At 44.9% G+C, this 19,537-nt stretch carries 25 protein-coding genes; 5 read left to right on the top strand and 20 right to left on the bottom strand.

Annotated elements, in window-relative coordinates; genetic code table 11:
- The first annotated feature begins 151 nt into the window (after positions 1-151).
- Genes NI464_RS05485 through NI464_RS05470 form a run of 4 tightly spaced genes read left to right on the top strand, consistent with a single transcriptional unit; the run spans position 152 to position 3,845 of the window.
- On the top strand, positions 152-2,206 hold the full coding sequence (locus tag NI464_RS05485) for a M3 family metallopeptidase (RefSeq protein WP_253137929.1): 2,055 nt from the start codon (positions 152-154) through the stop codon (positions 2,204-2,206).
- 40 nt (positions 2,207-2,246) lie between these two features.
- Positions 2,247-2,456 carry a YheV family putative zinc ribbon protein gene (locus NI464_RS05480; RefSeq protein WP_171054337.1) on the top strand — a complete coding sequence of 70 codons (210 nt, stop codon included), beginning with the start codon at positions 2,247-2,249 and terminating at the stop codon, positions 2,454-2,456.
- Positions 2,457-2,473: 17 nt separating this feature from the next.
- Positions 2,474-2,908, top strand: coding sequence for a restriction endonuclease subunit S domain-containing protein (locus NI464_RS05475; RefSeq protein ID WP_071850861.1), 435 nt, complete (start codon positions 2,474-2,476; stop codon positions 2,906-2,908).
- Positions 2,909-2,963: 55 nt separating this feature from the next.
- Positions 2,964-3,845 carry a DMT family transporter gene (locus tag NI464_RS05470; RefSeq protein ID WP_071850863.1) on the top strand — a complete coding sequence of 294 codons (882 nt, stop codon included), beginning with the start codon at positions 2,964-2,966 and terminating at the stop codon, positions 3,843-3,845.
- Positions 3,846-3,906: 61 nt separating this feature from the next.
- Here NI464_RS05470 and NI464_RS05465 read toward each other — a convergent pair whose 3' ends face one another.
- The 5 genes from NI464_RS05465 to NI464_RS05445 all read right to left on the bottom strand — a co-directional run bounded on the left by NI464_RS05465 (position 3,907) and on the right by NI464_RS05445 (position 9,238).
- Positions 3,907-6,189 carry a TRAP transporter large permease subunit gene (locus tag NI464_RS05465; RefSeq protein WP_253137924.1) on the bottom strand — a complete coding sequence of 761 codons (2,283 nt, stop codon included), beginning with the start codon at positions 6,187-6,189 and terminating at the stop codon, positions 3,907-3,909.
- Positions 6,190-6,386: 197 nt separating this feature from the next.
- Positions 6,387-6,959 (bottom strand): rhombosortase, encoded by a 573-nt coding sequence (rrtA, locus tag NI464_RS05460; RefSeq protein ID WP_004281478.1) that lies wholly within the window; start codon positions 6,957-6,959, stop codon positions 6,387-6,389.
- A 67-nt stretch (positions 6,960-7,026) separates the two neighbouring features.
- Positions 7,027-8,067, bottom strand: a complete 1,041-nt coding sequence (locus NI464_RS05455) for a hypothetical protein (RefSeq protein ID WP_253137923.1) — start codon at positions 8,065-8,067, stop codon at positions 7,027-7,029.
- Between the two features lie 534 nt (positions 8,068-8,601).
- Positions 8,602-8,988: a hypothetical protein gene (locus NI464_RS05450; protein ID WP_253137922.1), complete on the bottom strand. Its 387-nt coding sequence runs from the start codon at positions 8,986-8,988 to the stop codon at positions 8,602-8,604.
- Positions 8,981-9,238, bottom strand: coding sequence for an FAD assembly factor SdhE (locus NI464_RS05445; protein WP_005263749.1), 258 nt, complete (start codon positions 9,236-9,238; stop codon positions 8,981-8,983). The genes NI464_RS05450 and NI464_RS05445 overlap by 8 nt, the downstream gene beginning before the upstream one ends.
- Before the next feature lie 183 nt (positions 9,239-9,421).
- Between NI464_RS05445 and NI464_RS05440 the strand changes: the two genes are divergently transcribed.
- Positions 9,422-10,594, top strand: a complete 1,173-nt coding sequence (locus NI464_RS05440) for an acyl-CoA dehydrogenase family protein (RefSeq protein WP_253137921.1) — start codon at positions 9,422-9,424, stop codon at positions 10,592-10,594.
- A gap of 60 nt (positions 10,595-10,654) precedes the next feature.
- Here the strand turns inward: NI464_RS05440 and NI464_RS05435 are convergent, their stop codons facing one another.
- From NI464_RS05435 to rpsN, 15 genes are all read right to left on the bottom strand, one after another.
- Entirely contained in the window at positions 10,655-12,145 is a 1,491-nt protein-coding gene (locus NI464_RS05435; RefSeq protein WP_253137920.1) for a flavin-containing monooxygenase, read from the bottom strand.
- Positions 12,146-12,362: 217 nt separating this feature from the next.
- Positions 12,363-12,728, bottom strand: a complete 366-nt coding sequence (gene rplQ, locus NI464_RS05430; protein ID WP_004281488.1) for a 50S ribosomal protein L17 — start codon at positions 12,726-12,728, stop codon at positions 12,363-12,365.
- 18 nt (positions 12,729-12,746) lie between these two features.
- Positions 12,747-13,754 (bottom strand): DNA-directed RNA polymerase subunit alpha, encoded by a 1,008-nt coding sequence (locus NI464_RS05425; protein ID WP_004281489.1) that lies wholly within the window; start codon positions 13,752-13,754, stop codon positions 12,747-12,749.
- A gap of 16 nt (positions 13,755-13,770) precedes the next feature.
- Entirely contained in the window at positions 13,771-14,397 is a 627-nt protein-coding gene (rpsD, locus tag NI464_RS05420; protein WP_004281490.1) for a 30S ribosomal protein S4, read from the bottom strand.
- Between the two features lie 12 nt (positions 14,398-14,409).
- Positions 14,410-14,796 (bottom strand): 30S ribosomal protein S11, encoded by a 387-nt coding sequence (rpsK, locus tag NI464_RS05415; RefSeq protein ID WP_004281491.1) that lies wholly within the window; start codon positions 14,794-14,796, stop codon positions 14,410-14,412.
- Positions 14,797-14,815: 19 nt separating this feature from the next.
- Complete coding sequence (gene rpsM / locus NI464_RS05410) at positions 14,816-15,172, bottom strand: 30S ribosomal protein S13 (protein ID WP_004281492.1); 357 nt, start codon at positions 15,170-15,172, stop codon at positions 14,816-14,818.
- A gap of 105 nt (positions 15,173-15,277) precedes the next feature.
- Entirely contained in the window at positions 15,278-15,394 is a 117-nt protein-coding gene (gene rpmJ / locus NI464_RS05405) for a 50S ribosomal protein L36 (protein WP_000867907.1), read from the bottom strand.
- A 19-nt stretch (positions 15,395-15,413) separates the two neighbouring features.
- Positions 15,414-16,733 carry a preprotein translocase subunit SecY gene (gene secY, locus NI464_RS05400; protein ID WP_171054339.1) on the bottom strand — a complete coding sequence of 440 codons (1,320 nt, stop codon included), beginning with the start codon at positions 16,731-16,733 and terminating at the stop codon, positions 15,414-15,416.
- A gap of 45 nt (positions 16,734-16,778) precedes the next feature.
- Positions 16,779-17,219 (bottom strand): 50S ribosomal protein L15, encoded by a 441-nt coding sequence (gene rplO, locus NI464_RS05395; RefSeq protein WP_004281494.1) that lies wholly within the window; start codon positions 17,217-17,219, stop codon positions 16,779-16,781.
- Positions 17,220-17,222: 3 nt separating this feature from the next.
- Positions 17,223-17,399, bottom strand: coding sequence for a 50S ribosomal protein L30 (gene rpmD / locus NI464_RS05390; protein ID WP_004281495.1), 177 nt, complete (start codon positions 17,397-17,399; stop codon positions 17,223-17,225).
- Between the two features lie 6 nt (positions 17,400-17,405).
- Complete coding sequence (gene rpsE / locus NI464_RS05385) at positions 17,406-17,903, bottom strand: 30S ribosomal protein S5 (protein ID WP_004281496.1); 498 nt, start codon at positions 17,901-17,903, stop codon at positions 17,406-17,408.
- A gap of 2 nt (positions 17,904-17,905) precedes the next feature.
- The gene (rplR, locus tag NI464_RS05380; RefSeq protein ID WP_004281497.1) at positions 17,906-18,256 is read right to left on the bottom strand and encodes a 50S ribosomal protein L18; all 351 of its coding nucleotides are present in this window, start codon (positions 18,254-18,256) and stop codon (positions 17,906-17,908) included.
- A 14-nt stretch (positions 18,257-18,270) separates the two neighbouring features.
- The gene (rplF, locus tag NI464_RS05375; protein WP_004645059.1) at positions 18,271-18,804 is read right to left on the bottom strand and encodes a 50S ribosomal protein L6; all 534 of its coding nucleotides are present in this window, start codon (positions 18,802-18,804) and stop codon (positions 18,271-18,273) included.
- A gap of 13 nt (positions 18,805-18,817) precedes the next feature.
- On the bottom strand, positions 18,818-19,213 hold the full coding sequence (gene rpsH / locus NI464_RS05370; RefSeq protein WP_004281499.1) for a 30S ribosomal protein S8: 396 nt from the start codon (positions 19,211-19,213) through the stop codon (positions 18,818-18,820).
- A gap of 12 nt (positions 19,214-19,225) precedes the next feature.
- Positions 19,226-19,531: a 30S ribosomal protein S14 gene (gene rpsN / locus NI464_RS05365; protein WP_004645058.1), complete on the bottom strand. Its 306-nt coding sequence runs from the start codon at positions 19,529-19,531 to the stop codon at positions 19,226-19,228.
- Positions 19,532-19,537: the final 6 nt, after the last annotated feature.

The raw sequence follows: 19,537 nt of genomic DNA, 5'->3' as shown, positions 1-19,537 counted from the left end.
GTACGAGGCATAGCGAATAGTAAAATTGGGTTTGGCGATTTGATTTTACTACTTCGCTATTTTTTTAAGCTAAAAGTGTCAACACACCCTAGTTTCAAAACTTGATTTACTCAATTAAAAGCCCTACATCTAGATTTAACATTGAAAATTAATTTGGCAGACCGACATGACTTTAGAAAAGGCAACTTTGCCTGTTCCACAATTTGATCAGATTACGCTGGCTGAGCTAAAACAAAAAATTGAAAGCTGTATCGCTGAAGGGCAAAAGTTCCTGAATGACCTCACCGAAACGCCTACTACAGTACAGGAGCAGCTGACTACGTTGGAACATGTCGACACGCTTGAAAACAATATGAGTGAGTCTTGGGGCATCTTGTCACATTTAAATGCCGTGATGAACAATGCCGAAACCCGTGATGTCTACCAAGCACTTTTACCGGGTCTTAGCGAATATTATACGCAACTGGGTCAACATACGGCGCTGTATCAGACCTATCAGCATATTTATGATGCGTCGATTTATAGTGAACTGCCGGCAGCGCAGCAAAGCGCCATTAAACTGGCCTTACGTGACTTTAAATTATCTGGGGTGGCGTTAGAGGGTGAAGCGAAAAAACGTTATGCGGAAATTTCGGCACGTCTGTCCCAATTATCTTCCGACTTCTCCAACCATGTACTGGATGCGACTCAGGCCTATTTCAGACCGCTAAATGAAGAGGAGTTAGCGGGTCTATCTACCAGTAATATTGAGCTGTTAAAACAATATGGTCAGCAACGTGAGCTGGATCAACCGGTGGCTACGCTGGATTTCCCGTCTTATCTGGCGATCATGACCCATTCAGAAAATCGCCCTCTGCGTGAAGAACTCTATAAAGCTTATACCACACGTGCGTCAGATCAGGCTGAACAGAGCGAGTTTGACAATACTGCACTGATCGAAGAAATTCTCAGTTTGCGTCTGGAAATGGCAAAACTGCTTGGCTTTAATAATTATGCGGAATTGTCCTTAGCCAGCAAAATGGCACCAAGTGTAGAGGCCGTAGACGAATTCTTGCGTGATCTGGCAGAGCATGCCCGCGCGCCAGCAGAGAAAGAAATTGCAGAACTGAAAGCGATTGCTGCTGAAGATGGCATCCGTGATCTGCAACCGTGGGACAGTGGCTATTATTCTGAAAAGCTGAAAATGCAGCAATTTAATTTGTCACAGGAAGTGCTTAAACCTTACTTCCCTGCACCAAAAATCCTGCAAGGCCTGTTCAGTATTGTGAATCGTCTGTATGGCATTCAAGTCATTGAACGTGAAGCGCCTGTCTGGCATCCAGATGCACGTTATTTTGAACTGGAAGATCAGGGTCAGGTCATTGGCGGTTTCTATTTTGATCTGTATGCACGTCAAGGCAAACGTGGCGGTGCATGGATGAGCGGTTTCCGTTCCCGTATGCAGACCAGTGATGGCTTGCAAAAACCGATTTGTTATATGGTCGGTAACTTTACTCCACCCGTCGGCAATCGCCCTGCACTCTTGACCCATGATGAAGTCATCACCTTGTTCCATGAATTTGGTCATGGCCTGCATCATATGCTGACAGAAGTGGACAATATTGCGGTAGCAGGTACCCATGGCGTGGCTTGGGATGCGGTCGAACTGCCAAGCCAGTTTATGGAATTCTGGGCCTGGGATCAGGAAAGTCTGGATCTGCTCAGCGAGCACATTGAAACTCAAGAATCCTTGCCGGCAGAGTTGCTGAAAGCCCTGCTCGATGCACGTTTCTTCCAGTCTGGCATGCAAACCCTGCGTCAGCTTGAATTTGCCCTGTTTGACCTGAGTATTCACCGAGCCAATCCGGCTTTAAATGCAACACAGGTTCAGGCTACTCTGAATGAGATCCGTGAAAAGTATGCGGTCCTACCGACCACCGACTATAACCGTTTCCAGCACAGCTTCAGTCACATTTTTGCCGGTGGTTATGCAGCAGGATATTATTCCTATAAATGGGCCGAAGTTTTGGCCAGTGATGCCTTCGACCGCTTTGAAGATGAAGGTATTTTTAATACCACTACCGGAAAGCAGTTTCGGGAAAATATCCTCGCAGTTGGCGGAAAAGACACAGCACTTGACGCATTTATCAATTTCCGCGGACGCGAGCCAAAAATAGATGCGTTGCTGCGTCATCAAGGTTGGACGAACCCCTCTAAAAACGCTTAAACTAGCTTTTTAAGTTGATCACAAGGTGAGTATGATGACCATTAAACGTCGTTTCATTGCAGGCGCAAAATGTCCAAAATGTCAGGCGTTAGATCGCGTCGTCATGCTGACCTCTGGTGAAGATGAATGGATCGAATGTATTGAATGTGGTTATGAAGAAAATCGTCCCACACATGTTGATCAACCAGAAACACCAGCTGTTCCAGATGAAGTTGGCGTGATTCAGTTTAAACCTCGTTCAGTAAAATAAAAATCAAGGTTCAAGCTATGTCAGTAGAACAAAGAAATAACCCCAAACTTTTAATGGGGATTATGGGGGCTTTAGTTACTGTCGTTGCATTGGTATTGCTATATCAGTGGTTGAATGCCTTTTCCGGTGAAGCGGAACGCATACATCAGGAAGATATCGCGGCTGTTCCGGCAGCAAAACCTGCGGCGAAAACTGAAGAAGATACGGCGGCAGCGAAAGCACCTGAGACGATCGAAGCTAAAGCACTGGTATCAAATCAGCTGTTAGATGCACCAGTGCCGGAGAATGCCAGTTTGGCCAAAGAAGAAGTGGCTAAATTAGATGACATCCAAGTTCAGCTCAATGAACAAAAAGCCACACTGGATGCGCAGCATAGCGATGCCGACCAGTTGATCCAACTGAAAGAGGAACAGATCAAGTTACTTGAAGCACAACTTGCTCAAAGCCAGTAAATCTCGACAGCATTTCAGCTAGAATATCGTCAGATCTTCTAGCTCAGTTGTTTCCATGTCTGCCCCAGCCGCTCCGCATCTGCTTAAAGCCATTCTGTTACTGACCTGCTCTGCCTTTCTCTTTTCAGTCATGGGCGTCTGTATCCGTTATGCCTCAACAACAGTTGATAATGCTACCGTGGTCTTCTTTCGCAATTTTGTTGGGCTGTTTATTTTCCTGCCTTTCATTTTCAATAAAGGCATTGGTTTTTTCAAAACTGAAAAACTATGGATGCACACTTGGCGCGCAGTGGTCGGCCTGACTGCCATGTACGGCTTTTTCTATGCCATTGCTCATTTAAAACTCTCCAATGCTATGGTCTTCACCTACTCTTCCCCGATTTTTATTCCTTTGATTGCCTGGCTATTTCTCAAGGAAAAAATCACCACAAGCATGTTAGCCGCAGCTCTGATTGGTTTCATCGGCGTACTCTGTGTCGCCAAACCAGATTCGGGTCTAATTAACCTGATGTCGGTCATTGGTTTGAGTGCGAGCTTTCTGGCGGCGATGGCCTTTGTCACGGTTCGGGCACTGACTAAAACTGAGTCTCCGGAAAAAATCGTGTTTTATTTCTGCTTTATTGGCACCCTGATTTCAGTGATTCCGATGTTCTGGCTATGGCGACCTTATACCCTGACAGAACTCAGCTATCTGATTACTGCCGGCATCCTGGCCAATTTCAGCCAACTGTTCATGTCAAATGCCTACAAGCTGGCTCCGGCAGGACAAATTGGACCGGTCAACTATGTGGCGATTTTCTTTGCCGGCATGTGGGGCTTTCTGTTCTGGCATGAGGTTCCAGACCTTTATAGCCTGATTGGGCTGGGGCTGATTTTCTGTGCGATTCTACTGTGTAGCCCGATTCTACAAAAGCGCCTGAATTCATCCAAGATTTGATCAAGATTCGAAATCAAAGCAATAAAAAAGCACCCGTAGGTGCTTTTTTATTGCTTTTTTCTTATTGATACCAGCCGAACAGTTTAAAGATATAAGGCACATAGGCAATGATCAGCATCGCAGGCAGCAATACTATCACTGGTAAAATCCAGCGTTCATAACGATAGTAAAAAGACAGATGGCGAACTTCCGCATCCGCTTCAGCCACCTCAGCATCGCCAATCGACTGTCTGGCCAGCAGATGATTCAGCGCAACCGGTGGCGTCACATAACCCAGCTCAAAACCAATCAGGGTAATCATCCAGAAATGAACTGGATGAATGCCATATTGGTAAGCCACTGGAGCCACGGTTGCCGAAATCAGAATCACCGCGCCAAATGGATCCATGATCATCCCGACAAAAATCATCAAGCCGACAATCAGTGAAATCACCAAAATAGTACTACTGATATCGGTCGGGAAGGCTTCCATAATTTCAATACGTTCCAGCAAGCCACCGACACTCACCGAGAGTGCCATCAGAATGACCAAGGCACCAATATGGCCCACGGTCTCACTGGTCGAAATATGCATGGACTTCCAGAAACCGACTTGACGTAAAATTTCGGTCGCCTTTGAGCGCTGCACAGCATGATCAACCACCAGTTCTTTGCCTGATTGTTCGCTATGTTCAGCTTCACGATATTCTGCATTGGCCGCAGCACCGGCTGTTGCCAGTTCAGGTGTCGATCTTGAGTTTAAAGTTGCGGTCAAAGTTTCATCCCAATGCCCCACTGCCGGCAACGGCGCAGGTTCATGACGCAACTTGTCGAACAAGACAATCATCAGCAGAATGACTGGCATCATCACCGGTGCGGTAAATTCATTCAGGTCAGTCGACAAGGCATATTTATAGAATAACCAGATCAGAATGAAAATCACGATATATGGAATAATCGCAATGAAGGCGCGACCGGATTGAGGAGCAGCCACAATAGGTGCAGCAATCCGGAATTTGTTTTCTGCAAAGAACAGGGAAATTACCAGGAATAAAGTCGAACTGAGCAGGAAGACATAAATCCCGTAGTGATAGAGTAAGTCGGTGGTCACTTCTTTATTCAGTGATGCCACAACGACAATCAGCAAGCAAGGACGTAAAACCACGCCCAGTGAACCAGACATTGCAGTGGCGGCCAATGCAAACTGACGGCGTCCGCCCGCATTCCAGACTTCCTTGTAAATAATCGCACCTGCGGCAATTACGAAAATCCCTGATGCTCCGGTATAGGCGGTCGGTAATGCAGCTGCCAGCAAGATTAACCAGGTCAGGGTTTCAGGGGCCAGATTCCATGGACGCAGAATATTCAGGAACATGTCCACGACACGGGTCTGTTTCAGCAACATACCGGCCCAGATAAACAAGGCCAGATTTAGGAAAATACTGGAAAACTCTACCAATTGACCGAGGTAAATCCCCTGTCCCATTGGATAGTCCATAAAAAAGGTGAAATTTATTCCGGTAGTAATGGCCATATAGGCATACAGCGGCACACTCAAAAAGGCCAGACCAAAACTGCCACCTTCGCGCGTTGGTTTTGGCTGTTTGATCACCTGATACAGGCTGATCAAGGTGAGTGTGCTGAACAGAATCATCCACAACCAGTAGATGTACTTCATCTCCCCCATCGGCACGCCCGAGTTCAATACGGACTGATATTGGCTATAGGATGAAAATGCCAGGAAAGCATTAGCGACCAGCATGGCGACCGAATAAACTTTAAAGTCGATACGCGTGCTCGGGCTACGTAAGCCAATATGATGGGTTTTTAGAGTGGCACTGATCGCAGCAAAGACCACCATGATGACCAGAAGCAAAGCCCGGTTTTCCGTACCAAACTTGAAGATTCCAAAAAAAGAGGTTTCAAACGTCCGATAAGCCCGAATACTTGGATGAGCTTGCACATGTTGAATGGCTTTATCATAAAACAGGTAGGATTCTTCACAGACCTGCTGTGCCTGTAACACCGCAGCACGGACATCCGCTTCCGAACGCACCCCGAAGAAGTCGGCATATTCATCGGCTGCATCGGCTTTTATCTGCTGCTGAACGCGTTGATCAACATTAATATTGCGTTCACATTGTGGATGCGTCGGCTCAGCCCTTAAAAATGAATATTGCATTCCTGTTGCCGGATCGCCGTAAATACGCTCCCCCATACGCAGCAACTGACCGTGAATCATTTCCCCGGTGCCAATAATCAAAGTGAGCAAAAGTAAAACCAGCACGACGAAGGTCGAGATCCACTCTGTCCATATATAACGCAACAGACCTAATCCTGATCTGTTTTGATCATTATTTTGCATGTGTATTCCTATTTTTATTTTAGCGGCCTGATGCTTGGTCTAGGACGCTGATCTTCCCTTCTGCCTAGAAAATTCCTTTTCAAAGGTCAGGATCTTTATTCTATGTTTTGACTTTGCATGAAAATTGGCACAATAAAAATGACAATTTATATTTTCTTTTTGTATTTTCTGCCAAGTAAATTATTTATCTCTGCACTTTAATTATCCCGAAAATAATTGCTCACAATATAGATCAGCGCCAGAATCACGCCCCAAATCACCCCAAGTAAATGTGCCTCAACCAAAACCGGACTACCGATCAGCTGCGCCGTTCCGACATTGCCAATGGTGTTTTCCCAGACCAGTTTGGCAAAAATCAAAAATAATACCAGCGCCGCAAAGCCGCGTTCCCGCTTATACAGCAAATGTACACAGGCTACGGCGACATAGGCACCATGCAGCACGCCCGACAGGCCAGCATAGGCTTCAATATTGGGTAAGAAAAAATAAAAGCTTAAACTGATCAACGGTGGCAAGATCAGCAAAATGGCACAGAAATGCCAGACGGTAGCGCGTGGAAAAATGAAAGGTAAACAGATAAAGGCGAGAATGTTTAGAAAGTAATGAATCCAGCTCACATGTACCCAGTGCGCTGTCCAGAGTCGCCAGAATTCACCCAGCAGACTCTCTTGCCAGTAGATAAAATGATCCTGAAAAATTTGCAGACATGCAGAGAGAGAGACAAAAGCCGCTAGAAAAATAATTTTTCGTCGAAAATGTTGATCTAGCATCGGCCTGTTGTCCTCCCTGACCATCTAATTTGACTTCATCCCTGAAGCTTCATGCATAGTATCTGCATTACAGATCCGCACTGAACAGATCATCGAGCTCGGAAGAACTGTCGGATTCATCCCAGAAACGTTGCATGCCATCATCGCCACTACGTATACCAGTATTTTCTGTCCAGTAACGATCTGATATGCCACTGACCATAATCGCGGCCATGCTGTCAATCAGCTTGAATTGCGGATTTACCGGTTTTTCCTCCGTACGGGCCTGAGCAAAGGTTTTCAAGGCATCCCGGACTTTGGTATCATCACCACTGGCCTGAGCCGCTACGGCATATAAGGCATGAGATAAACGTACACCTTTTTGCTCGCCAATTTGTGTAGATTGTTTTAATGTTTGGTAAGGGTCAGGCTTGCCTTCCCCTGCGCCTGGCAACAAAGTCCAGATCACCGCACGGGTGGCATTCGGCGCACCCCAGAATTTCGCGTTATCCAGACACACCATGCCACGCTCGACCACGGCAGCAATATCTTTCGGTACATGCACTGCACCACCCGAGTTAATATCATTGGTCATGGCCTGCAAGCCACTGAGCATACCCAACAGATAAACCGTTTGCTCGATATCACTGTTCATGCGTGGGCATTCTTCACCCAGGGCTTTTTGGTATTTCTTTTCATAACGGCTCTGGAACAGTTGATAACCGGTATATTGACGCTGTGCTGCCAGTGCCGCCCAGCGCTTCTGCTCGATTCGGGCATCTTGAGCTTCTGCCACCTGATTGGTTTTTGAAGCACGTAAATAGCGTAACTCGGCTTCCAGCGCTTTTTGCTCGGCACAAATACCGGCAGCCGAATACATCAGCACGGCTACCCGTGTTGGATCCGCCCCCATTTCTTTGGTCGCCATAATGGCCGGCGTTAAAGAATTCCCTGAATTACACACCATTTCAGCATCATCCATCGCTAAAATCGGCGGTACAATATGGTTTTCGGTGAAACCCAGTGCAACATTGGCACCGGTTTTAATGACCTGAGAACACCCCGTCAAAACTGTTGTTGTTATTGCAATGGTCGCCATACCTTGGCATATTTTACGGACGTCTGACATTTTCCTGTCCTCTATAATTGTGATTATGTCCATCTTTCTGCTAAAGATATCAGAAGCATTTTATGAATAAAAGAGTATTTACTCTAATTTAGACGAGACACTTTGCCATTAAATAGCCGCGCTGCAATTGACTGTATTTAGAAGAATACCAAATTTTGGGCAAAAAAAAGTAGCATTGCGACGGTTCAGCACATGCTACTTATTAACTGTACAAGCAGAAAAATAATAAACCCTGCTTGATTAAGATGAAAATTTATCCTTCAACACTGTCCCGAGTCGTCCGATCACCAGCGTTAAAACAATCGCTACGATCAGAAACATCCATACTGGAAATTCCATTAAGGTCTCCCGTAGTTGCTGTTGGTGAGTTAAATGTACAGGCTAAAAATAAAACATAGGGAATAAATTGTCAGACAATTCCTCTAAGTCATGGATTAACCTTGATTTCTGTCTGACAATAAAAATAGGAATTTGGTCTAAATATTTGTTTTATGAGCATTTTAATTAAATCATTAAAATGCGTTTGTTTTACAACTAAATTAATTTAGTCAATAATTTTAAGGATTTCCATTGTTTGAAGGGCAATTGATCACACCAGATCAATAAAGGTCGCGCCTTGGCATGCTGGAAATACACCACAATATACGCCTGATGATCAATTACGTGACTAATACATACCCGACGGGTCGGTCGTGCTTTGGTAGTCAATGACCATTCACGTCCATCCAGATATTCAAACTGCTCAATCTGTGGTGTCTTGCGGTAAAACAGCTGATAAATCACCAAGCCTATGACAGCGCACACTGCCCAAAGTGCAATCGGTAATAACTGATACAACAGATACATCAGCAGTGCAAAAATAAAAAGCTGAAACGCCAATGCACACAGACTGCGTTTCAGCTTGAAGCAACCATTATCCATGAACGTAAAATTTAAGCTTTTTGATAAAATCTTTCAGTTCAGGACGCGGTGGCTCAGACACTTCCATAAACCAGTCCAGTAAATCCGGGTCTTCCTGCTCAACCAGCTCTGCAAACATCTGTTTTTCGAAAGGCTCAGCACTCAGGTAATGGTTTTTTACGTAGGGATCAAAATATACATCCAGTTCTTTTAGACCACGACGCGCACGATAAATCACTTTGCGCTCTTCTAAGCTGATGTCATCAGTCATCGAATTTCCCCAACTCGTTATAAACCCGAATAGTTTACCTGAAGCGCTGGCTGAATTTCGAGGGATTTCATAGAAATGACCAAAAGCATCAGCAGATTTAAGTCATTTGAACATTCCGCTCATTGCTGCTGATCTTGGCATGACCTAAGTTAAACCAAACAGATCAAAATAAGGAATAACAAAATGCAATCTGCAGCCATTCGCCCACTTGCCCCGATGCTGCCGTGCCAACTCTTTAGTACCGAACATGATGCTTTTCGCGAGACGGTACGTAAATTTTATGAGAAAGAAGTCATTCCACATACCGAGCGTTATGAAAGTCAACAGCATGTAGATCGAGAGCTGTGGAATAAAGCCGGTGAGCTTGGATTGCTCTGCGCTACCATGCCCGAAGAATATGGCGGCTCTGGCGTAGACCGGCTGTATAGCATGATTTTGATTGAGGAACAGGCCTATGCCGGAGATTCAGCGACTGGATTTTCATTGCATTCAGATATTGTTGCCAATTATCTGCTGAATTTTGGTAATGAAGCTCAAAAACAACAATGGTTACCGAAAATGGCGTCTGGAGAGGTCGTCACCGCGATTGCCATGACCGAACCGGGAACTGGCTCTGACCTGCAAGCAGTGCGTACCTCGGCAGTACTCGATGGCGATGACTATGTGATTAATGGTTCCAAAATCTTTATTACCAATGGCTATCTCTGTGACATGGCGATTGTGGTCTGTAAAACCGGCAATAATGACAAAGGTTCAGCCAATCTTTCATTGATTATGGTCGAAGCAGAGCGTGCCGGATTTAGTAAAGGCAAGCCGCTGAATAAAATTGGCATGAAAGGTCAGGATACCTGCGAACTGTTCTTTGACAATGTTCGGGTACCCACAGAAAACCTGCTCGGTCTGGAAGGCATGGGCTTTATGATGCTGATGAAAGAACTGGCTTGGGAACGCCTGATTGTGGCGATTATCTGTCAGGCAGGTGCTGAAGCCGCTTTTGCCCACACAGTAAAATATACCAAGGAACGTCAGGCTTTTGGCAAGAGCATCAGCCATTTTCAAAATACCCGCTTTAAACTGGCAGAACTACGTACCGAGATCGATGTGTGCCGCGCTTATCTGGATCGCTGTATGCAGCTGCAACTCAAGCACGAATTAGGCGTAGATGCCGCTGCTGCGGCCAAATACAAGATTTCAGAAATGTACAGCAAAGTCGTAGATGAATGTCTGCAACTGCATGGTGGTTACGGTTATATGCTGGAATATCCAATTGCCCGGGCTTATATCGACAACCGTGCCAACCGGATTTATGCGGGTACCAATGAAATTATGAAAGAACTCATCGCCCGTTCAATTTAAAATGGATGCATAAAAAAGGAGTCTCTCAGGACTCCTTTTTCTGTATGCAAAAATATAAATTTAAGAGACCAAACGCGGTTTATGCTTTAAAGCATTGCTGTTTTTTCTAAATTTCAGCACCCCATCTTCAAACGAAGCCTGCTTGAGTTCCTTGCGGTCTGCCAGATAATTATTGCTGACTTTCCATGGAGCATGTTTACCCTGCTTTGGCATCACGTCTGCAGCTCGGGCAATATAACCCGAACTAAGACTACCCATGACGGTATCCTGAAGCAATTCACTCTGATCTCCCTGAGCAATCACCTGCGCATAACCTTGCTGATCCATATAGTTCAGCAGACGGCAAATATACTCAGCTGCAATGTCGACTTTAAGCGTCCAGGAGGCATTGATATAGCCAATAATCAGCGCCATATTCGGTATATCACTGACCATGATGCCTCTATATAGCATATGCTGTGAGGTATCGATAGGCTGACCATCCATCGTCGCCTGAATCCCGCCAAGAATTTGAATATTCAGACCGGTGGCAGAGACGATAATATCAGCATCCAGATGTTGACCTGATTTCAGCTGAATTCCCGTTTCGGTAAAGGTTTCTATCTGATCCGTTGCAACTGATGCCTGCCCTTCACGTAAAATTTTAAACAGATCCCCATCTGGCACCACACACAGACGCTGATCCCAAGGTTCATAATTCGGGGTAAAGTGCTTCATGTCCACTTTACCTTTTAGCTGAAGTTGCACCGATTTAAGCAAAAGCGATTTTAATAATTTTGGCTGTTTCTGTGCCAAAGCATAAATCCCGCGCTGCATGCCGATATTACGCGCACGTGTCAGCTTGTAAGCGACCTCCTCGGGCAGATATTTACGCATTTTTGAATAAATAAAATCGACCGAGGGTACAGAAGCAATATAAGTTGGGGAACGTTGCAACATGGTGACATGCCCTGCTCCACCTTTCACCATCGCAGGAACCAAGGTAATCGCGGTCGCACCACTGCCAATGATGACCACTTTTTTGCCTTTATAGTTTAAATTTTCCGGCCAATGTTGCGGATGAATAAATTTACCTTTGAATGCATCTTGATTTGGAAACTCCGGCTGAAAACCCTGATCATAATTATAATAACCGGTACAACCGAGTACAAAGTTGGCGATCCAGATCTGCTTCTTACCGTGTGCATCCTCGATCTCTACTGACCATTTGCAGGTTGTAGAATCATAATTGGCACTTAAGACCCGATGCTGAAAATGGATTTTCGGCTGTAGCTTAAACTCATCCACCACTTCAGTCAGATAATTTTTGATGGATGCGCCATCGGCAAGCACGCTTTCTTTCTTCCAGGGTTTGAAATTAAAACCAAAAGTCGACATATCCGAATCAGAACGGATTCCCGGATATTTAAACAGATCCCAAGTTCCACCAATACTTTCGCGGCGTTCAATAATCTCAAAAGAGCGTTGCGGACAATGTTTAGAAAGATGTGCTGCTAGACCAATCCCCGAGATCCCTGCACCCACAATTAAAATATCTACCTGCTTTTCCATGTTGTTCTTTTACCTAAGCGATGCTATCTGTTTTTATTAAATCACAAAACTGACAATACACAATGTCAAGTTCATTAAAAAGCCACTATTTTTTTATCTTTTCAGGCCAGATCAGTTATGTTGAACTCAATCACTTTAAATTAAAATATACAGGCATTAAAAAAGGCCGGTTTATTCAACCGACCTTTTCGAACAACTTACGTTATTCTTCACGAAATTAGTTAACTTCGCGATCTACTAGCTCAACGTAAGCCATCGGTGCAGCATCACCTGCACGGAAGCCCGCTTTAAGAACACGTAGATAACCGCCGTTACGCTCTTTGTAACGAGGGCCAAGAACGGTAAATAATTTACCAACAGTTGCTGCTGAACGAGTACGAGCAAACGCCAAACGACGGTTTGCTACTGTATCGTTTTTAGCTAAAGTGATTAAAGGCTCAGCTACACGACGTAACTCTTTTGCTTTAGGCACAGTTGTTTTGATCAACTCGTGCTCGAACAAAGAGTTAGCCATGTTTTGGAACATCGCTTTACGATGACTGCTTGTACGGCCTAATTTCACACCACTATTACGATGACGCATGGTGATAGTCCTACTTAATTAACGGCTACGATAGGCGAAACGATCGTCCATACGGAGACTAGCCGGTGGCCAGTTCTCTAAACGCATGCCGAGTTGTAAGCCTTTAGAAGCCAGAACATCTTTGATCTCAGTAAGCGATTTTTTACCCAAGTTAGGAGTTTTAAGCAACTCAACTTCGGTACGCTGTACAAGATCACCAATGTAGTAAATGTTTTCTGCTTTCAAACAGTTAGCAGAACGAACAGTTAGCTCTAGATCATCTACTGGGCGAAGCAAGATTGGGTCAACTTCTTCACGAGGCTCTTGAGCAACAGGTGCTTGATCTTTCTGAAGGTCAACGAAGATCGCAATTTGTTGCTGCAAAATAGTTGCAGCTTTGCGGATCGCTTCTTCAGGATCTACAGTACCGTTAGTTTCAAGATCAATGATCAGTTTATCAAGGTCAGTACGTTGTTCTACACGCGCGTTTTCCACGGTGTATGAAACACGTTTGATTGGGCTGTAAGACGCATCTAACTGCAAGCGACCCACTGGGCGAGTTTCGCCTTCAGGGAAGCGTGAATCAGAAGTCTCGTAGCCACGACCTTGAGCCACTTTCAGACGCATTTTCAATGAGCCTGAGGCACTTAAAGTACCGATCAAATGTTCAGGGTTAACCACTTCAACATTATGAGGTAAACGAAGGTCAGCCGCAGTTACGTCGCCTGCACCTTGTTTCTCTAATGTTAAATAAGCTTCATTTTGATCGAACAGCTTAATCGACAATCCTTTTAGGTTCAGCAAGAGCTCGACGATGTCCTGCTGCAAGCCTTCCAAAGTACTGTACTCGTGCTCGACCCCTTCAATCTCAACTTCTACCACAGCTGCGCCAGGTAGAGAAGAAAGAAGGATGCGACGTAAAGCATTACCAAGAGTATGACCAAAGCCACGCTCTAATGGTTCTAGAATAACTTTTGCCGAGGTCCCGCTTGCCGCTTCGACCTTGATCGCTTGCGGAGTTAGAAACTCATTTGCAGTACGCGTCATATTGCTTCCTCAAGGATTATTTAGAATACAATTCTACAATCAAGCTTTCGTTGATTTCAGCAGGTAAATCAGAACGATCCGGTGCAGCTTTGAACGTACCTTCTAATTTAGAATGGTCAATTTCCATCCAAGAAGGCATGCCACGTTGAGTAGCCAATTCAATTGCGTTTTTGATACGTAATTGTTGCTTAGCGCCTTCGTGAACTGCGATCACATCACCCGCTTTAACTTGGATAGACGCAATGTTAACACGACGGCCATTCAAAGTGATGCTACGGTGAGATACTAACTGACGAGCTTCTGCACGAGTAGAACCGAAACCCATACGATAAACAACGTTATCAAGACGGCTTTCAAGTAGCTTCAACAGGTTTTCACCAGTTGCGCCTTTAACACGAGCAGCTTCTTTATAGTAGTTACTAAATTGACGCTCTAAAACACCGTACATGCGACGTACTTTTTGTTTTTCACGTAATTGTAGTGAGTACTCAGATTGTTTACCACCACGAGCCCCGCCGTGTTGGCCAGGAACTTTCGCATGTTTTTTTGTCTTAACATCAAACGGTTTAACGCCTGATTTAAGTTGCAGGTCTGTCCCTTCGCGACGAGAGAGTTTGCATTTTGGACCAATATAACGAGCCATGAATGTTTCTCCTTACACGCGACGTTTTTTAGGTGGACGGCAACCGTTGTGCGGGATTGGCGTCACATCGGTAATGCTGTTAATTTTATAACCCACTGCACCTAAAGCACGAACCGCAGATTCACGACCAGGACCAGGACCTTTTACAAGGACGTCCAAGTTTTTCAAACCGTAGTCTAAAGCAGCTTTACCAGCAACTTCAGCAGCTACCTGAGCAGCGAACGGAGTTGATTTACGTGATCCACGGAAGCCTTGTCCACCTGAAGTGGCCCAAGCCAGTGCATTACCTTGACGATCGGTAATAGTCACAATGGTGTTATTAAAAGAAGCGTGAATGTGTGCGACACCTTCAGAGACGGTACGAGTGACCTTCTTGCGTGCGCGAGTATCTTTAGCCATCTTTTAGCTTCCAGAAATCTTATTTCTTAATAGGTTTGCGCGGACCTTTACGGGTACGAGCGTTAGTTTTGGTGCGTTGACCGCGGACAGGCAAGCTGCGACGATGACGAAGACCGCGGTAGCAGCCTAAATCCATTAAACGTTTAATGTTCATGGAAATTTCGCGACGTAAATCACCTTCGGTCGGAACCTTAGCAACTTCTGCACGAATCGCATCAAGCTGAGCGTCATCTAATTCACGGATCTTAGTAGTTGGAGCAATACCAGCAGCAGCTAAGATAGCTTTTGAAGTATGGCGACCAATACCAAAGATATACGTTAGAGAGATAACAGCGTGCTTGTTATCCGGAATGTTTACACCGGCAATACGAGCCATTCAATTTTCTCCAAAAAGGCAGTAGATAATCAACCGCCCCACAAAAATCTTGAGGGGCGGATAATAACCTAATTCGCCTACAGAAATCAACAGGTCTTAATCAGATTAACCTTGACGCTGCTTATGACGAGGTTCTGCGCTACAAATTACGCGGATAACCCCATTACGACGGATAACTTTACAGCTACCACAAATTTTCTTAACAGAAGCTTGTACTTTCATGATGAAACCTCAAGTGCGCTTATCCCTTAGGATGAGCAGTCGTTTTTCTCATTAACGTTTGATTATCGTATTGGTGCGAAGTGAGGTGTGATTGCAGCTGAGCCATAAAGTCCATCACTACCACCACAACAATCAGCAAAGAGGTACCACCCAAATAGAATGGAATACCAAATGAACTTTGCAATACCATCGGCATCAAACAAATGACTGCGATGTAAATCGCGCCAATAAATGTCAAACGATTGAGAATATGATCTAAGTAACGAGCAGTTTGCTCACCTGGACGTATACCAGGCACGTAAGCTCCGCTGCGTTTCAAGTTCTCTGACACTTCTTTAGGACTAAATACCAGTGCTGTATAGAAGTAACAGAAAAAGATAATTAACGCACCAAAGAGCACCAAATACAACGGCTGACCAGGCGACAATACCAATGCTACATCTTGCAGGCTACGCTTAATAAATCCAGCATTTGGATCTGCACTACCCACCCACTGACCTAAGCTCGCAGGGAACAAAAGTAATGAGCTGGCAAAAATTGCCGGAATCACACCCGCCATATTAATTTTTAATGGCAAATGTGTCTGCTGTGCAGTAAATACACGACGACCTTGTTGTTTTTGAGCGTAGTTTACCGGAATACGACGCTGCGCTTTCTCAATAAACACGATCGCTGCCAAAACACCCAGAGATAACAAACCAAAAATTACCAAGCCAATCAGGCTGGTCTGGCCATTATCTACAGAGGAGAAAGATTGCATAATCAGATTAGGCAATCCGGCAACAATACCCGCGAAGATGATCATGGAAATACCATTTCCCACCCCACGCTCGGTAATCTGTTCACCCAACCACATCAAGAACATGGTCCCCGCAACCAGTGAGGTTACTGCAGGAACATAAAAAGCCAAACCAGTATTCAGGGTAATCCCCTGACTGATCAGGCCTGCACACATACCTATCGCCTGTACCAGCGCTAAGAATAATGTACCTTGTCGTGTGTATTGATTAATTTTACGTTTGCCTTGCTCGCCTTCTTTCTTTAAAGCTTCCAGCGAAGGAACCACAGTTGACATCAACTGCACGATAATCGACGCAGAGATGTATGGCATGATCCCGAGAGCAAGAATAGACATTCGTTCTAATGCACCACCAGAAAACATGTTAAACAAACCAAGGATGGTACCTTGGTTTGCATTAAACAAGTTTTCTAACGCAGCATTATTGATGCCTGGTACTGGAATATGCGCTCCTAGTCGAAACACCAACAACGCACCAATGAGAAACATCATTCGACGAATAATTTCACGGTATTTCACATGAAATGGTTGGCCTTTCATCATGTTGACATGACCTGAAGAACTAGGAGTCATAGACACTGGGGATTACTCCTCGACTTTGCCGCCAGCAGCTTCAACAGCAGCTTTAGCGCCTTTAGTCAATGCAACACCTTGAACAGTGAATGCACGAGTAATTTCACCAGAAAGTACGATACGAGCACGGATCATGTCTTTACGTACAACGTTCGCAGCTTTTAAAGTTTCAAGAGACACGATGTCGCCTTCAACTTTAGCAAGCTCAGATAAACGTACTTCAGCAGTTTTCAAAGCCAATTGGCTAGTGAAGCCGAATTTAGGCAAACGACGGTAAAGTGCTGTTTGACCGCCTTCGAAACCTGGACGAGTACCACCGCTCTTACGTGAGTTTTGACCTTTGACACCACGGCCACCGGTCTTACCAACGCCAGAACCGATACCACGGCCTAAACGAAGGTTGTCACGTTTAGCACCTTCTGCAGGTGCAATTGTATTTAAACGCAGAGTCATGGCTTATTCCTCTACACTAACCATATAGTAGACTTGGTTGATCATACCACGGTTAGAAGGTGTGTCTAACACTTCTACAGTATGACCAATACGACGCAGACCTAAACCTTGCAGGCTAAGCTTGTGATTTTTCAAGCGGTGCGATGCAGATTTAGTCTGGGTAACTTTAATCGTTTTCATGATTGATTACCCTTGAATTTGTTCTACTGAAAGACCACGTTTCGCAGCAACCTTTTCAGGAGTAGTCATATCACGCAAACCATTGAAAGTTGCGTTTACTACGTTAGCAGCGTTAGTAGAACCACGGCATTTAGTCAACACGTTACGTACGCCTACAGCTTCTAGAACTGCACGCATAGCGCCACCAGCAATTACACCTGTACCTTCAGAGGCAGGCTGCATGAATACGCGGCTAGCGCCGTGACGTGCATGAATTGGGTGCTGTAACGTACCATCAACAAGGTCAACAGTAATCATATTGCGACGAGCAGCTTCAAGTGCTTTAGAGATAGCAGCTGGAACTTCACGTGCTTTACCACGACCAAAACCTACGCGACCATTACCATCACCCACAACAGTTAATGCTGTGAAAGAGAAGATACGACCACCCTTAACAACTTTGGCTACACGATCAACGGCAACCAGCTTTTCAACAAGACCTTCGTTTTGTTCAACTTTAGCCATGATTAGAACTCCAAGCCGTTTTCACGAGCAGCATCAGCCAAGGCTTTGATACGACCATGATATTTAAAACCAGAACGGTCAAATGCAACTTTAGTAACACCAGCTGCTTTAGCGCGTTCTGCGATTAAAGCACCTACTTTTTGAGCTGCTTCAACGTTACCAGTTGTACCCGCACGTAGAGTAGCGTCTAAAGTAGAAGCTTGCGCTAATACTTTGCCACCATCTGCAGAGATAACTTGAGCATAGATGTGACGCGGAGTGCGGTTTACACACAAACGAGTCGCACCCAATGCACGGATGTGCAAGCGTGTGCTTTTCGCACGACGCAAACGGGATTGTTTCTTTTCGTTCATAAGAACCTCGCGCCTTATTTCTTCTTAGCTTCTTTACGAAGTACAACTTCGTCAGAATAACGAACACCTTTGCCTTTATATGGCTCTGGTGGACGGTAACCACGGATATCTGCAGCAACCTGTCCTAAAGCTGCTTTATCAGCAGATTTAAGAATGATTTCAGTTGCAGTTGGAGTTTCAGCAGTTACACCTGCAGGAAGTGCATAATCGATCGGATGAGAGAAACCAAGGTTAAGATGAACAACGTCACCTTTAACCGCAGCTTTATAACCAACACCGATAAGCTGTAACTTACGTTCGAAACCTTCGCTAACACCTTTTACAAGGTTGTTAAGCACAGCGCGAGCAGTACCAGCTTGCATCCAAGCGTCTTTCGACTCTTGTACTGGAGCAATAGCTAGAATACCGTCTTCCTGTTTAAGCTCGACCAGCGCATGCAGGTTGAAAGACAATGTACCTTTAGTGCCTTTCACTTCGACCTGCCGGCCGTTCTGAGTAACTGTTACACCGTTAGGTACAGTTACTGGGGCTTTAGCCACACGAGACATGAGGAATCACCTATTAAGAAACAAAAGCAATAACTTCACCACCAACGCCTGCAGCACGTGCAGCGCGATCAGTCATGATGCCTTTGCTTGTAGAAACAATTGCAATACCTAAACCTTGCTTAACGCTAGGAAGTGCATCTTTACCGCGATACTGACGTAGACCTGGACGGCTTACGCGCTTCACAGTTTCGATAACTGGTTTGCCTTCGAAATACTTTAAAGTCAAAGTAAGAGTTGGTTTGCCTTCAGCATCCGCAACTTCTACGTTTGAAATATAACCTTCTTGTTGAAGTAAGTTAGCAATTGCTACTTTCAACTTAGAATTAGGCATAGAAACAGTTTGTTTCTTTGCCATTTGTGCGTTACGAACACGTGTTAGCATGTCGGCAACGGTATCTTGCATACTCATCTATAGTGCTCCTTACCAGCTTGCCTTAACAACGCCAGGTACATCACCTTGCATTACTGTTTCACGTAATTTGTTACGGCTTAAACCGAACTTACGGAAGTAACCATGAGGACGACCAGTTAAACCACAACGGTTACGTAGACGTACTGGAGATGCATTACGTGGTAATGCTTGTAATTTCATCATCGCTTCGAAACGTTCTTCGTCTGATGCATTTACGTTTGCAATAACAGCTTTTAATTCAGCACGTTTTACAGCGTATTTAGCAACAGTAGCTTCGCGTTTCAATTCGCGATTAATCATACCTTTCTTAGCCATATCGAC

The sequence above is a fragment of the Acinetobacter lwoffii genome, from assembly GCF_024129685.1.
In the GTDB taxonomy this organism is placed as follows: domain Bacteria; phylum Pseudomonadota; class Gammaproteobacteria; order Pseudomonadales; family Moraxellaceae; genus Acinetobacter; species Acinetobacter lwoffii_X.
Note: the sequence above shows the minus strand (reverse complement) of the source record. Positions and strands in the feature narration are given on the sequence as shown.